Genomic DNA, 13,530 nt, shown 5'->3' with positions numbered 1-13,530 from the left:
AAAGCGGGCAAAAGCCGCACCGGAAAGGCCCAGGGCGATGGCAAACAAGCTGCGCATTCTCGTGACCGGCGGGGCGGGCTATCTCGGATCCACACTGGTGCCGGCCTTGCTCGAGGCGGGCTATGCCGTGACCGTGCTCGACAATTTCATGTTCCGCCAAGCCCCGCTTGCGCATGTCTGCGCGCATCCGGATTTCGACGTGGTGCGCGGCGACTGCCGCGACGTATCCGTGCTGAAGCCGCTTGTGGCCAAGGCCGACATTGCGATTCCGCTGGCAGCCCTCGTGGGTGCGCCCTTGTGCAACAACGACCAGACCGGGGCCGTGTCGATCAACCGCGATGCGGTGCGCACGCTTCTGGGCTTGCTCGCCAAAGACCAGCGCGTGCTGATGCCGGTCACGAACTCCGGCTACGGCGTTGGCGAACCCGGCAAAGAATGCACCGAGGAAAGCCCGCTGCGCCCGCTGTCGCTCTACGGGCGCACGAAGGTCGAAGCCGAGGAACTGGTGCTCGGCCGCGACAACGGCATGTCGTTCCGGCTTGCGACCGTGTTCGGCATGAGCCCGCGCATGCGCATCGACCTGCTCGTCAACGATTTCGTGCATCGCGCCGTCACGGATCGCGCGGTCGTGCTGTTCGAGCCGCATTTCAAGCGCAACTACATCCATGTGCGCGACGTCGCCCGCGCCTTCCTGCACGGCATCGCCAATTTCGCGGCGATGAAAAACCGGCCCTACAATGTCGGCCTGTCGGACGCCAATCTCTCGAAGATGGAGCTGTGCCAGCGCATCCAAGCGCATGTGCCGGGCTTCGTTTTTCTCGAGGCACCCATCGGCGAAGACCCGGACAAGCGCGATTACATCGTCTCGAACGCGCGCATCGAAGCGACGGGCTTCAAGCCCGCGCACTCGCTCGATGCCGGCATTGCCGAGCTCGTCAAAGGCTACCGCATGATCCGCAACGGCATGTACGGCAACGTATGAAGATCGTCGATCTCGATCTGCCGGGACTCAAACTCGTCGAGCCCAAAGTCTTCGGCGACGCGCGCGGCCTGTTTCTCGAAACCTGGAACCAGGCGCGCTACGAAGCGGCCGGCATTGCAGGGCCCTTCGTGCAGGACAATCTGTCGCGCTCGCGCCGCGGCACGCTGCGTGGGCTCCACTACCAAAAGCCGAATATGCAGGGCAAGCTCGTGTCGGTCGTGGCCGGAACAGTGTGGGACGTGGCGGTCGATCTGCGCCGGTCGAGCCCCTCCTTCGGTAAATGGTTCGGCGTCGAACTCAGTGCGGAAAATCGCCGCCAATTGTGGGTCCCCGGCGGCTTCGCGCACGGCTTTGCGGTGCTCAGCGATTCCGCCGACTTCGCCTACAAAGTGACGGGCCCCTACAGCCCGCAAGACGAGCATGTGCTGCGCTGGGACGATCCCGCCATCGGCATCGATTGGAAGCTTCCGTCCGGCGACGTGCTGCTCGCCGAGCGGGATAAGAACGGCAAGAATCTCGCCGAGGCGGTGATCTTTGACTGAGCGCAGCGGCATCGTTTTGGCGGGCGGCTCGGGCACGCGCCTGCATCCGGCCACGCTTGCGACGAGCAAGCAGCTGCTGCCGGTCTACGACAAGCCGATGGTCTACTACCCGCTCAGCACGCTGATGCTGGCGGGCATTCGCCGCATTCTGCTGATCTCCACGCCGCACGATCTGCCCGCGTTCAAGCGCCTGCTCGGCGACGGCTCGGCGTGGGGATTGGAACTGCACTACGCCGAACAGCCCAAGCCCGAGGGCTTGGCGCAAGCGCTTATCATCGCCGAGCCGTTTCTGGCGGGCCGGACGTCTGCACTTGTGCTCGGCGACAATATCTTCCACGGCGAAGGCCTGTCGCGCCGTCTGCAGGCGGCAGCCCAAGCAACGCAACCCGGTGCGACGATCTTCGCCTACCAAGTCGCCGATCCCGAGCGCTACGGCGTGGTCACGCTCGATGCGAAGGGCAAAGCGCTCGACATCGTCGAAAAGCCGAAAGATCCGCCTTCGAACCTCGCTGTGACGGGCCTCTATTTCTACGATGCAAGTGCGCCCGCGCGCGCCAAATCGCTGAAGCCCAGCCCGCGGGGCGAGCTCGAGATCACCGATCTCAACCGCCTCTATATGCAAGAAGGGCTGCTCAGCGTCGAAACGCTCAATCGCGGCTATGCGTGGCTCGATACGGGCACGCAAGATTCGCTGCTCGATGCGGCCAATTTCATCGCGGCCGTCGAACGTCGCCAGGGGCTCAAGATCGGTTGCCCTGAGGAAATCGCCTGGCGTCAGCGCTGGATCGATTCGGCGGCGCTTGCGCGCCTCGCCGAGCCGCTGCGCAAAAGCGGTTACGGCGAGTATCTGCTGCGCGTCGCCAAGGCCGGTTGAGCGCCATGCGCACGCTGCTCGTCACCGGCGGTTGCGGCTTCATCGGCTCGGCCTATTTGCGCCATGTCGTGGGTCGCGGTCTGGCGCGGGCCGTCAATCTCGACAAGCTCACCTATGCCGCCAACCCGGCTTCCTTGGCTTCCCTCGAAGGCAACGACGCCTACCGTTTCGTCGAAGGCGACATCGGCGATAGCGCCAAGCTTTCCGCGCTGCTGGCTGAGGTGAAGCCCGATGCGATCGTCAATTTTGCGGCCGAGACGCATGTCGATCGCTCGATCGACGGGCCGCTCGCCTTCGTCGAAACCAATATTGCGGCAACCGCCCGCTTGTTGGTCGCTACCCTTGGCTATTGGCGCGACCTGCCGGCGGATGCAAAGAAGCATTTTCGTTTCCACCATATCTCGACCGACGAGGTGTTCGGCACGCTCGGCTTCGACGATCCGCCCTTCACCGAAGCTTCGGCTTACGCGCCCAACTCGCCCTATGCGGCGTCGAAAGCCGCGTCCGACCATCTCGTGCGCGCGTGGCACGAGACATATGGCTTGCCCACGCTCGTCACGAACTGCTCGAACAATTACGGGCCGTGGCAGTTCCCCGAGAAGCTGATCCCGCTGATGATCGCGAAGGCAGCTGCGGGCGAGAAGCTGCCGGTCTATGGCGACGGCCGTAACCGGCGCGATTGGCTGCATGTCGACGACCATGCCGCTGGCCTGTGGCAAGCGCTCGTTAACGCCGCACCGGGGGCGACCTACGCGTTCGGCGGCGGCGCGGAGCTTGCCAATCTCGATGTCGTGCACGCGATCTGCGACCATGTGGACCGGCGTTTGGGCGTGCCCGCTGCGGGCGCGCGCCGCAATCTGATCGAATTCGTGCCCGACCGGCCGGGCCACGATCTGCGCTACGCGATCGACGCGGCCAAGGCCAAGGCCGAGCTTGGCTGGCAGCCGCGCTATAATTTTTCTGACGGGCTTGCTGCGACGGTCGATTGGTATCTCGACCATGTCGATTGGCTGCAATCGATCCGCGCGAAGCGCTACGCGCTGGATCGTTTGGGCAAAGGCTAGGGTCGGATGAAGCGCCTGCTCGTCCTCGGGGCCAGCGGCCAAGTCGCACGCGCTTTGTTGGCGCAAGGCCCTGTGGCGGGTTGGGACGTGACCGCACTGGGCCGCGCGCAGATCGATCTTACCAAGCCCGATGCGATAGCGGCCGCGATCGAGGCTGCAAAACCCGATGCGCTCGCCAATGCCGCCGCCTATACGGCCGTCGACAAGGCAGAAAGCGAGCCGGAGACGGCCGCGTTCCTGAATGCCGAAATGCCGGGCCGTGCAGCGGCTGCCGCAGCGGCGGCGGGCATTCCGTTTGTGCATCTGTCGAGCGACTATGTGTTCGGCGGACAGGAGCGCATCCCCTATCGCGAGGCGGACCCGACCGAACCGCTCAGCGTTTACGGCCGCACCAAGCGTGCCGGCGAAATCGCGGCGTACAAGGCGGGCGGGCGCTGCGCGATCTTGCGCACCTCGTGGGTCTTCGCACCCTGGGGTGCCAATTTCGTGCGCACGATGTTGCGCTTGGCCAAGACGCAAGAGCGCTTGCGCGTCGTCGACGACCAGCAGGGCGGGCCCACCTCCGCCCTCGATATTGCCGATGCGGTGCTCGCGATCCTCAAGCGTCAATGCGAAGGCGAACACAAATCCGGCCTTGGCCTGCTCCATTTCCAGGGCCGGCCGCCGACGACGTGGGCGCGTTTTGCCGAAGCGATCCTGGACGAAGGGGCAGTGCATGGCCATCCGCGCCCGCCGGTCGAGCGCATCGCCACGCACGAATACAAACTGCCGGCAGCACGTCCCGCCTGGGGTGTGCTCGACTGCGCGCGTATAGCGCGCGAATACGACATAACGCCGCCCGACTGGCGCAAGCGCTTGGCCGCAACCGTTTCCGCGATTCTGGCTGCCGAAGCTTAGATGGGCGGCGTTTAGGCGGGTTTGTAGCTCGGCAGGATGCGCTGCAGCGTGGCAACCACGCCCGCATCGTCGCAGCGAAGCGCAATCGCTTCGAGGGCCGCAAGATCGGCCTCGATCGCGGCGGCATCGACCGGCGGGGAGCCCGCAAGTTGGATCCCCGGCACGGACGTGGCGGTGTTCTGCTCGTCCTTGTAGAAAAGTTCTTCGAAGAGCTTTTCGCCGGGGCGCAAGCCCGTGAACGAAATCGCGATGTCGCGCTCGGGCCGTTTGCCCGCAAGCCGGATCATGCGCTTGGCAAGATCGAGGATGCGCACCGGCCCGCCCATTTCGAGCACCAAGAGACTGCCGCGGGCCGTACCGCTGCCGGCAAGGGCCAGCACGCTCGCCTGCAGCACCAACTCGCAGGCTTCGCGGATGGTCATGAAATAGCGTTCGATGTCGGGATGCGTGACCGTGATCGGGCCGCCGGCGGCAAGCTGGCGCTGGAACAGCGGCACGACCGAGCCCGAGGAGCCGAGCACATTGCCGAAGCGCACGGCAACGAACCGCGTGGAAGTGTTCTGTGCGTCGCGCGCCTGGCAGAAGATTTCGGCAAGGCGTTTGGTCGCCCCCAGCACGTTGGTCGGGTTCACGGCCTTGTCGGTCGAGATCAGCACCATCGCATGCGCACCGGCCGCCACCGCCGCGTCGGCGACGTTGCGTGTGCCTATGGCGTTGGTAAGCGCTCCCTGTGCGGGATTGGCCTCGAGCAGCGGCACGTGCTTGAGGGCGGCGGCGTGAAACACGATCTCAGGTGCGGCACGCGCCAGCACATGGCGCATCGCACCCGCTTCGCGCACATCGCCGATCGTGGCGCGCCGCGCCACATGCGGCCAGGTCTCCTCGACCTCGCGGTCGATCGCGTAGAGTGCAAATTCCGAATTGTCGATGAGATCGAGCTGGGCGGGGCCGCGCTGCGCGATCTGGCGCACAAGCTCCGCGCCGATGCTGCCGCCAGCTCCTGTAACGAGCACGCGCCGGCCGCGCACAAGCTCGTCCATCGCCGCCCGGTCGAGCACGGTCTGCGGCCGGCCGAGCAGATCTTCGATCGCGATCGGGCTCACATCGAGCGCATTGTCGCCCTGTGCGGCCCGGTTGAGTTCGTTGATGCGCGGCAGGCGCACGGCCGTAAGTCCGCAGCGGTCGGCAAGATCGACGACGTTGCTGAGTGCGGTTCCGTCCATCGACGTCGCGACAACGAGGCGCTGCGGGCGGAAGCCGCGGCGGCGCAGATCGGCAAGGATCGCCTCGAGCGCATTCACCGGCCCCAGCACATCGACGCCGCCGATCTGGCGGCCCTTGCGCCGTTCGGCGTCGTCGAGAATTCCGACCACAAAATAGGGCGCGCGCCCGCGGCGGCGATTGGCCTGCAGGAAAAGTTCGGCCCCATCGTTCGCACCGACGAGCAGCACCTGCACCTGGTCGGCGCGCGGGGCGCCGAACGAAAGATTGAGCTTGCCCTCGCGCACCGTGCGGTAGATGAGGCGCGGCCCCGTGAGTAGGGCAAACAGCACAAACCAGCCGATGAATATTGTCGAACGCGGCATGATCTCGAGCCGCGTCCACAAAAACATCGCGGGCACGAACAGCAGCAGAGCAAGCGTGGTGCCGCGCGCGATCACGGCAAGATCGTCGATCGAAACGTAGCGCCACACGCCGCGCGAGAGCCCTGTGAAGCGGAACGCGATTGCCGCGGCGACGACGAACAAGGCCGTGCCGCCTGCCAGAAAATCGACCGGATAGTCGAACATCTCGTCGCCGACGCGCAAGTACAGCGAAACGAGGAAAGCCGCCGCCGCCATGCCCAGATCGTGCGTCATGGCCAGTGCCACGCGGTTGAAGCGCGACAGGAAGGGCGCCCGCGTGCTCACAGGGCGCGGTAGCGCCGGCCGGGCGGCAGGCTCTTGCTGCGCCAAAGGCCCTTGATGTCGAACAGGAGCGCGTCGTCGGCCGTCAGCATCGCAAGATCGAGATCGGCGAAGGTGCGATGGCCGACGGCCGCAACGACCGCGTCGTAGCGCACGCCGCCGTCGAGTGTTGCCACGAGATCGACGCCATATTCGTGTTTGGCCTCGGCCGCATCGACGATCGGATCGTAGATGTCCACCGCATGGCCGCGCGCGCGCAGATCGTCGGCAAGATCGACGACCTTGGTGTTGCGCAGATCGGGCACGTTCTCTTTGAACGCGATGCCCAGCACCAGAATGCGCGCGCTAAAACCGCGCCGACCGACCAGCATGCGCGCGACTTCCGAGGCGCAATAGGCCGCCATGCTGTCGTTCGTGCGCCGGCCCGCAAGGATGATGTCGGGGTGGTGCTTCAATCGCATCGCCGCCTCGGCCAGATAGTACGGATCGACGCTGATGCAATGGCCGCCGACGAGCCCCGGCGTGAAGGGCAAGAAGTTCCACTTGGTGCGCGCGGCCGCGAGCACGTCGTGCGCCGACAGGCCCATCTTGTTGAAGATCATCGTGATCTCGTTGATGAACGCGATGTTGATGTCGCGCTGCGCGTTCTCGATCACTTTGGCGGCTTCGGCCGTGCGGATGTCGCGCGCCAGGAACACGTTGCCGCCGTTGATCGCACCGTAGAGGGCGCCGAGTTTTTCGGCCACTTCCGGTGTTTGGCCCGCGACCACCTTCGTGATGCGGTCGACCGTGTGCTCGCGGTCGCCGGGATTGATTCGCTCGGGGCTGTAGCCCAAAAAGAAATCAACGCCGCACACAAGGCCCGAGGCCTTGGCGATCTCGGGCCCCATGATCTCTTCGGTGACCCCCGGATAGACCGTGCTTTCGAGAACGACGATGGCGCCCTTTTTGATCGCCCCGCCGACCGTGCGGCTGGCGGCCACGACGGCCCGCAGGTCGGGCCGGTTGGCTTCGTCGATCGGGGTCGGCACGGTTACAATGAAAACGTCCGCCCCCGCCATCGCGGCTGCATCGGCCGAAAGTGCGAGCTTGCTTGCCTTGAGGCGCGAATTGTCGATTTCGCCGGTGCGGTCGTGGCCCGCTTTCAGCTCGGCCACGCGCGTCGAGTTGAGGTCGAAGCCCGTGACGCGGAAATGGCCGGCAAGCCCGACCGCAAGCGGCAATCCGACATAGCCGAGCCCGACGACGGCGATATGCGTGCGCGATTCCATGGGTTTCTCCGTATTTGGGTCTTTCGTAGCGGCCCTGCCTGCATTGCGCAAGCATCGAAAATCTTGGTCCCGAAGCTGCCGGACGCTTAGGCTAGGGGATCGTCGAATCGACGCGGCACCAGGGGCATCATGCGCAAGCGCAAGCTCGGCAAAAGCGGGTTTTTTGTGTCGGAGATCGGCTTCGGCACCTGGGGTATAGGTGGGTTCGTCGCGGGTGCCTCCTACGGCGCCACCGACGACCGCCAGTCGCGCGCGGCGCTGGTCCAAGCGCGCGATTGCGGCATCAATTTTTTCGATACGGCCGACGCCTATGGCGACGGCCACGCCGAGACGCTGCTGGGCGAAACGTTCGGCACGTCCGTTGCGGTGCGCATAGCAACCAAAGCAGGCCATCCGCGCTTTGGAGGCCCACAGGATTTTTCGCCGGCCCATCTGCGCCGCTCGGTCGAGGGCTCGCTTCAGCGACTGCGGCGCGGCACGATCGATCTTTTGCAGCTGCACAATCCGCCGCTCGACTTGCTGCATGCCGAGCCCGAGATCCTCGCCACACTCGAAGCGCTCAAGGCCGAGGGCAAGATCGCGGCCTGGGGCCTGTCGCTCAAAACGCCGGCCGAAGCGTTGGCGGCGATCGAGGCTTTCGCACCGGTGTGCGTGCAGGCGAATTTCAACTTGGCCGACCAGCGCGCCCTCGAAATCGGCCTGCTCGACCGCGCGCTGGCAGCCGATGTCGGCGTGATTGCGCGCACCCCGCTCGCCTTCGGATTCCTGTCGGGCAAGCTGGCGGCCGACGCGGTATTCCCCGAGGGCGACCATCGCCGCAATTGGCCGCCTGAGCGCATCCGCCAATGGGCCGATGCGGGCCGCAGCCTTGCGGGCGACATCGCGGCCAAAGCGGGCCACACGCTCGCACAGACTGCGCTGCGCTTTTGCCTGTCGCATCCGGCGATCAGCGTTGCGATTCCGGGCATGCTCGCACCCGCCGAAGTTTGCGAGAACGCCGCCACGTCCGATTTCGGCCCGCTCGATCCGGCCGATGTCGCGCGCATCCGCGCGGCCTATGCCGAAAGCGCTTTTGCAGCCCCCGCAACGCCCACACCCAAAACGCCGCCGCGCAACTAGCCGCAGAGCGGCACGCCAAGTTTAGCCGCAGAGCGGCACGACGGCGCTGCGCAGCGTTTCAATGATCTTGGTCTGGTCTTCGTCGGGCATCCCGGGCCACAGCGGCAGCGTGATCTCGCCCTCGCCCCATTCGTGCGACACCGGGAACGAAGCTTGCGTGTAGCCGTATTTCTCGCGGTAGTAGGTCAAGGTCGGCACCGACCGGTAATTGACCGTGACCGGGATGCCCGCCGCATTGAGGGCGGCGATCGCTGCATCGCGTGCGGCCGGCTTCACGTGGATCGGGAACAGATGATGTGCCGACACGCAAGTATCGGGCAGCGCCTGCAGCCGGATCGGCAGATTGGCAAGCTCGGTGCGATAGCGCTCGACCAGGGCCGTGCGCGCGGGCAGGCGCTCGCGGATCGTCGCGATCTGGTTCGGCAGCAAGGCCGCCAGCAGATCGGGCAGATTGGCCTTCACGCCCAAGCGCGCCATGTCCCAATGCCGATACTGGCCCGCTTTGAAGCGGTCGGCGGCGATCGCACTCATGCCGTGCAGGCGCGTCTGCTGCAGGGCGGCAAAGAGTTTTTCGTCCTTGAGGATGATCGCCCCGCCTTCGCCGCAGGTAACGTTCTTGGTGGCGTAGAACGAGAAGATGGCGACTTCCGCATGTTTGCCGGGCGGTTCGCCGTCGCGCGTGCCCTCGAAGCAATGCGCGCAATCCTCGATCAGCGTCACGTGGGCGGGCAGGGCCGCGCGAAGACCCGCCATATCGCACATGAGCCCGTACATGTGCACAGGGATGCACGCGCGCGTGCGTGGGCTGACCGCGCGTGCGGCGCTCTCAGGTGTCAGCAGCAGCGTGTGCGGATCGACATCGGCGAACACCGGCTTGGCGCCGATGAGCTCGACCATGTTCGCGGTCGCGATGAAAGTCTGGGCCGGGATAATGACCTCGTCGCCGGGCTTGATGTCGAGGGCCAGCAGCACGGCGAGTGCGCCGTTGGTCCAGCTATTCACGAGAAGCGCATAGGGCTGGCCGAAAAATTCGGCGATCTGCGCTTCGACCTTTTTGCCGACCGCACCCGAGGTCAGGAATGGCGTGTCGAGAACCTCGGCAACGGCCTTGGCGTCGGCGCTGGAAAGTCCGTGGCGGTAGAACTGCATGCTTGGTCTCGCGAAAAGGGCGGGGGCGGCAAGGGAAGGAACAGTCTTCTTGTCGGCCGGTGCCGCCGTGCCTGTCAACCCGCGAGCGCGTACCCGGGCAAGGGCTGGCTCGGCGTGAGGCCGATCAGCCGCAGCAAGGTCGGCAGAATGTCGGCGGCCTCGCTTGGCCGGGCACGCGTCGGCACGGCGCGCGCGCCCGGCATGTCGAACGCAAAGAAATTCGCGTTCCAAGCCGCCAGGATCGTGCGGCGCGCAAGCCCGGTGCGTTCGAGATGGGCGCTTATGCGCTCGAACGCGATGTCCGAGCCGCGCCCGGCATGGAGGGCCAGGAAAAAGGGCCGACCGTCGCGCATGCGCAGATCGAGCCAGGCAATCGGGTCGGCGACGTCGTCGGCAACAAGATATCCGGCCTGTGCCAGATCTTCGTCGATCGCAGGTGCGCGCAAGACGGCACTTGCACCCGGCGTTTCGCGCGCAAAACGGCGCACGCTGTGCGCCCATTCCTCGAAGGCGGGGCCCGGCAGCTGGTCGCGCTCGTCGATCAGCACCACCACGCTCCAACGCTGCCCTTGCGAGCTGGGTGCGACAAACAGCGCGATCCAGACCGCCGTCAGCAGCAGGATCGCCAGAATCGGTAGCAGGACGGAGACTCGCATCATCCGCCAGTCTAGGGCGCCCCCGTCTCGGGCGCCAAGCGCACAGATGCGAGAAGCACGGACACGCGCTAGACTCGCGCGTTATCCCGAATCGCGAAAGAGGCAGGGCTCGATATGCGTGCGCAAGACATGGAAGCAGTAATTCTGGCCGGTGGCCTCGGAACACGCCTGCGCGAGGAGACCGAAGTTCGCCCCAAGCCCATGGTCATGGTCGGCGGCACGCCGATCTTGCTGCACATCATGCGCATCTATCGGCGATTTGGCGTGAAGCGCTTCATCGTATGCCTCGGCTACAAGGGCGAGGTGGTGCGCGATTTCTTCGTGAATTATCGCCTACACAAGGCCGATATCGAGGTTGATTTGTCGACAAGCGCCGTGCGCGTGCTGGGCGACACGGCCCCGCTCGATTTCACGGTCACCCTCGTCGAAACCGGAGCCGAGGCCAATACCGGCAGCCGCATCCGGCGTGCGCTCAAGCACGTGCGTGGGTCCCAGTTTTTCGCCACCTACGGCGACGGGGTCGCTAATATCGACATCGAAGCGCTGCTCGAAACCCACCGCAATGGCGGCCGGCTCGGCACGATCACGGCCGTGCATCCGCCGTCGCGCTACGGCGAAATCGACATTGCCGGCAGCGACGTGCGCAGCTTCCGCGAAAAGCCGCAGACCGCCGACGGTTGGATCAATGGCGGCTTCATGGTGCTCGACAAGCGCGCTTTCGACGGGCTGCCGCCCGACGACGGCAAGATGAGCCTCGAGATCGATCTGATGCCGGTCTTGGCCGAGCGCGCGGCCCTGTCGGTCTATCGCCACGACGGCTTCTGGCAGTGCATGGACACGTTCCGCGACATGACGATGCTGAACGAGATGTGGGCGGCGGGCAAAGCGCCGTGGAAAGTCTGGGAGTGACGGGAAAGGCGGGGGCCATGGCACGCATCGACATTTCGATTTCCGAAGTCGGCCCGCGCGATGGGCTGCAAAACACGAAAATCTTCATGGCGACCGACGCCAAAAAGGCCTGGATCCGCGCGCTTGCGGCTTCCGGCCTGCCGGAAATCGAGGTCTGCTCCTTCGTCAATCCGAAGATGATCGCGCAGTTCTCCGACGCCGCCGAAGTCGCATCCGACGCGCTGACGATCCCCGATCTGTCGGTCGTGGCCCTCGTCCCCAATCTCAAGGGGGCGCAGCGTGCTGCCGAAATCGGCGTGCCGCGCTTGTCTTTGCCGATCTCGGCAAGCGAGGCGCATTCGCGCGCCAATGTGCGCAAAACCGTGGACGAGCAATTGGCCGAGTTGGGCGCCATCGTCGGCTTGCGCAACGCGTTGCCGGCCGAACGCCGCTTCAAGATCAATGCGGGTGTCTCGACCGCGTTTGGCTGCACGCTGCAAGGCGACGTGCCCGAAGCCGACGTGCTGCGCATCGCGGCTGCCGCTGTCGCGCTCGATGCGGATTCGGTGTCGATCGCCGACACGGTCGGCTACGCCAATCCGGGCCAAGTGCGCCGTCTGCTCTCGGCCGTCAAACGCGAAATTGGCGCGAAGCTCGATGCGGCGCACTTCCACAATACGCGCGGCCTTGGTCTTGCCAATTGCGTGGCCGCGATCGAGGCGGGCGTTTCCGCCCTCGACTCTTCGCTCGCCGGCCTCGGCGGCTGCCCCTATGCGCCGGGCGCTTCGGGCAATGTCATCACCGAAGATCTCGTGTTCATGCTCGAATCGATGGGCTTACGCACGGGGGTCGATTTCGACAAGCTCATGCACGCGCGCGAAATCCTGGTGGCATCGCTGCCGGGGGCGGAATTCTACGGCCATCTGGCCAAGTCGGGCCTGCCCAAAGGCTTTGCCGGCGCTGTGGCCGCCTGATGGAAAATCTGCCGCTTGCCGGATTGCGCGTCGTCGAATTTGTGCACATGGTCATGGGGCCGAGCTGCGGCTTGATCCTCGCCGATCTGGGGGCCGACGTGATCAAGATCGAGCCCGTACCGGGCGGCGACAACACACGGCGCCTCACGGCTTCGGGCTCCGGCTTCTTTCCGGCCTTCAACCGCAACAAGCGCGCGATTGCGCTGGACATGAAATCGCCTGAGGGGGCGGCGATCGCGCGCAAGCTGGTGGCTGAAGCCGACGTCGTCACCGAAAATTTCCGCCCCGGTGCCATGGAAAAGCTGGGCTTGGGCTACGAGGCCGTTGCGGCCTTCAATCCGCGCGCGGTCTATTGCTCGCTCAAAGGATTTCTCGACGGGCCTTACGAACATCGCACGGCCCTCGACGAGGTCGTGCAGATGATGGCGGGGCTTGCCTACATGACCGGCCCTGCCGGCCGGCCGCTGCGTGCCGGCACGTCGGTCAATGACATCATGGGCGGCATGTTCGCGGCGATCGGCATTTTGGCCGCCATCGAAGAGCGCCACCGCACCGGCAAGGGGCGCTACGTCAAATCGGCCCTCTACGAGAACTGCGCGTTCCTGGTGGCCCAGCATATCGCGCAATTCGGCGTCACGGGTGAGGCCCCGCCGCCGATGACCGTGCGCCGGGCCGCATGGGGCATCTACGACGTGTTCGACACGGCCGACAGCGGCCAATTGTTCGTGGCCGTCGTTTCCGACACGCAATGGGGGCCGTTTTGCGACGAGTTCGGCCTCGCCGAGCTCAAAGCCAATCCGGAACTCGCCACGAACCCGCTGCGCTGTGCCGCACGCCCGTGGCTGATCCCGGCCGTACAGAAGGCGTTCTCCGGCATCACCAAGGCCGATCTTGTGGCGCGTGCGGAAAAACTCGGCATTCCTTACGCGCCGATCCAAACCCCGGTGGATCTGCTCGACGACGCGCACCTGAACGAAAGCGGCGGGTTCGTCGAAGTTACGGCCGCCAACGGCCGCAAAATCCGAGTGCCCGGCCTACCCATCAGTTTCGACGGCGAGCGCCTGGGCGTGCGCCGCGACGTGCCTGCGATCGGTGCCGATGGCCGCGAAATCCTGGCGGGCCTCGGCTATGAAGCCGCCGATATCGAGCGGCTGGTTGCAGCCGGTATTCTTGGCCTACCGCCTGCGGTTTCTTGACGCTTGGCGCT

The 13,530-nt window shown here is 65.4% G+C and carries 13 protein-coding genes; 9 read left to right on the top strand and 4 right to left on the bottom strand.

Annotation, left to right across the window (positions count from 1 at the left end; translation table 11 throughout):
• Window positions 1-37: 37 nt before the first annotated feature.
• Genes O9320_16450 through rfbD form a run of 5 tightly spaced genes read left to right on the top strand, consistent with a single transcriptional unit; the run spans window position 38 to window position 4,359 of the window.
• Window positions 38-982 (top strand): NAD(P)-dependent oxidoreductase, encoded by a 945-nt coding sequence (locus O9320_16450; GenBank protein MCZ8312439.1) that lies wholly within the window; start codon window positions 38-40, stop codon window positions 980-982.
• A complete protein-coding gene (rfbC, locus tag O9320_16445; protein ID MCZ8312438.1) occupies window positions 979-1,524 on the top strand; it encodes a dTDP-4-dehydrorhamnose 3,5-epimerase in 546 nt (181 codons plus the stop codon). Before O9320_16450 ends, rfbC begins: the two co-directional genes overlap by 4 nt.
• Window positions 1,517-2,398, top strand: a complete 882-nt coding sequence (gene rfbA / locus O9320_16440; protein MCZ8312437.1) for a glucose-1-phosphate thymidylyltransferase RfbA — start codon at window positions 1,517-1,519, stop codon at window positions 2,396-2,398. The genes rfbC and rfbA overlap by 8 nt, the downstream gene beginning before the upstream one ends.
• Before the next feature lie 5 nt (window positions 2,399-2,403).
• Window positions 2,404-3,462, top strand: coding sequence for a dTDP-glucose 4,6-dehydratase (rfbB, locus tag O9320_16435; protein MCZ8312436.1), 1,059 nt, complete (start codon window positions 2,404-2,406; stop codon window positions 3,460-3,462).
• A 6-nt stretch (window positions 3,463-3,468) separates the two neighbouring features.
• Entirely contained in the window at window positions 3,469-4,359 is an 891-nt protein-coding gene (rfbD, locus tag O9320_16430) for a dTDP-4-dehydrorhamnose reductase (GenBank protein MCZ8312435.1), read from the top strand.
• Window positions 4,360-4,370: 11 nt separating this feature from the next.
• Here the strand turns inward: rfbD and O9320_16425 are convergent, their stop codons facing one another.
• Window positions 4,371-6,269, bottom strand: a complete 1,899-nt coding sequence (locus tag O9320_16425) for a nucleoside-diphosphate sugar epimerase/dehydratase (protein MCZ8312434.1) — start codon at window positions 6,267-6,269, stop codon at window positions 4,371-4,373.
• The gene (locus O9320_16420) at window positions 6,266-7,537 is read right to left on the bottom strand and encodes a nucleotide sugar dehydrogenase (GenBank protein MCZ8312433.1); all 1,272 of its coding nucleotides are present in this window, start codon (window positions 7,535-7,537) and stop codon (window positions 6,266-6,268) included. The genes O9320_16425 and O9320_16420 overlap by 4 nt, the downstream gene beginning before the upstream one ends.
• Window positions 7,538-7,666: 129 nt before the next feature.
• Between O9320_16420 and O9320_16415 the strand changes: the two genes are divergently transcribed.
• Complete coding sequence (locus O9320_16415; GenBank protein ID MCZ8312432.1) at window positions 7,667-8,656, top strand: aldo/keto reductase; 990 nt, start codon at window positions 7,667-7,669, stop codon at window positions 8,654-8,656.
• A 21-nt stretch (window positions 8,657-8,677) separates the two neighbouring features.
• Here the strand turns inward: O9320_16415 and O9320_16410 are convergent, their stop codons facing one another.
• Both O9320_16410 and O9320_16405 read right to left on the bottom strand, forming a co-directional pair.
• Window positions 8,678-9,805 (bottom strand): DegT/DnrJ/EryC1/StrS family aminotransferase, encoded by a 1,128-nt coding sequence (locus O9320_16410; GenBank protein ID MCZ8312431.1) that lies wholly within the window; start codon window positions 9,803-9,805, stop codon window positions 8,678-8,680.
• 74 nt (window positions 9,806-9,879) lie between these two features.
• Window positions 9,880-10,461 (bottom strand): hypothetical protein, encoded by a 582-nt coding sequence (locus O9320_16405; protein ID MCZ8312430.1) that lies wholly within the window; start codon window positions 10,459-10,461, stop codon window positions 9,880-9,882.
• 114 nt (window positions 10,462-10,575) lie between these two features.
• Between O9320_16405 and rfbF the strand changes: the two genes are divergently transcribed.
• Genes rfbF through O9320_16390 form a run of 3 tightly spaced genes read left to right on the top strand, consistent with a single transcriptional unit; the run spans window position 10,576 to window position 13,519 of the window.
• The gene (rfbF, locus tag O9320_16400; protein MCZ8312429.1) at window positions 10,576-11,370 is read left to right on the top strand and encodes a glucose-1-phosphate cytidylyltransferase; all 795 of its coding nucleotides are present in this window, start codon (window positions 10,576-10,578) and stop codon (window positions 11,368-11,370) included.
• 17 nt (window positions 11,371-11,387) lie between these two features.
• Window positions 11,388-12,323, top strand: a complete 936-nt coding sequence (locus tag O9320_16395; protein ID MCZ8312428.1) for a hydroxymethylglutaryl-CoA lyase — start codon at window positions 11,388-11,390, stop codon at window positions 12,321-12,323.
• Window positions 12,323-13,519: a CaiB/BaiF CoA-transferase family protein gene (locus tag O9320_16390; protein ID MCZ8312427.1), complete on the top strand. Its 1,197-nt coding sequence runs from the start codon at window positions 12,323-12,325 to the stop codon at window positions 13,517-13,519. Before O9320_16395 ends, O9320_16390 begins: the two co-directional genes overlap by 1 nt.
• Window positions 13,520-13,530: the final 11 nt, after the last annotated feature.

Origin of the sequence: Magnetospirillum sp. (assembly GCA_027532905.1) — a bacterium.
In the GTDB taxonomy this organism is placed as follows: domain Bacteria; phylum Pseudomonadota; class Alphaproteobacteria; order CACIAM-22H2; family CACIAM-22H2; genus Tagaea.
The sequence above is the reverse complement of the archived record's forward strand: the minus strand, read 5'-3'. Positions and strand labels throughout refer to the sequence as shown.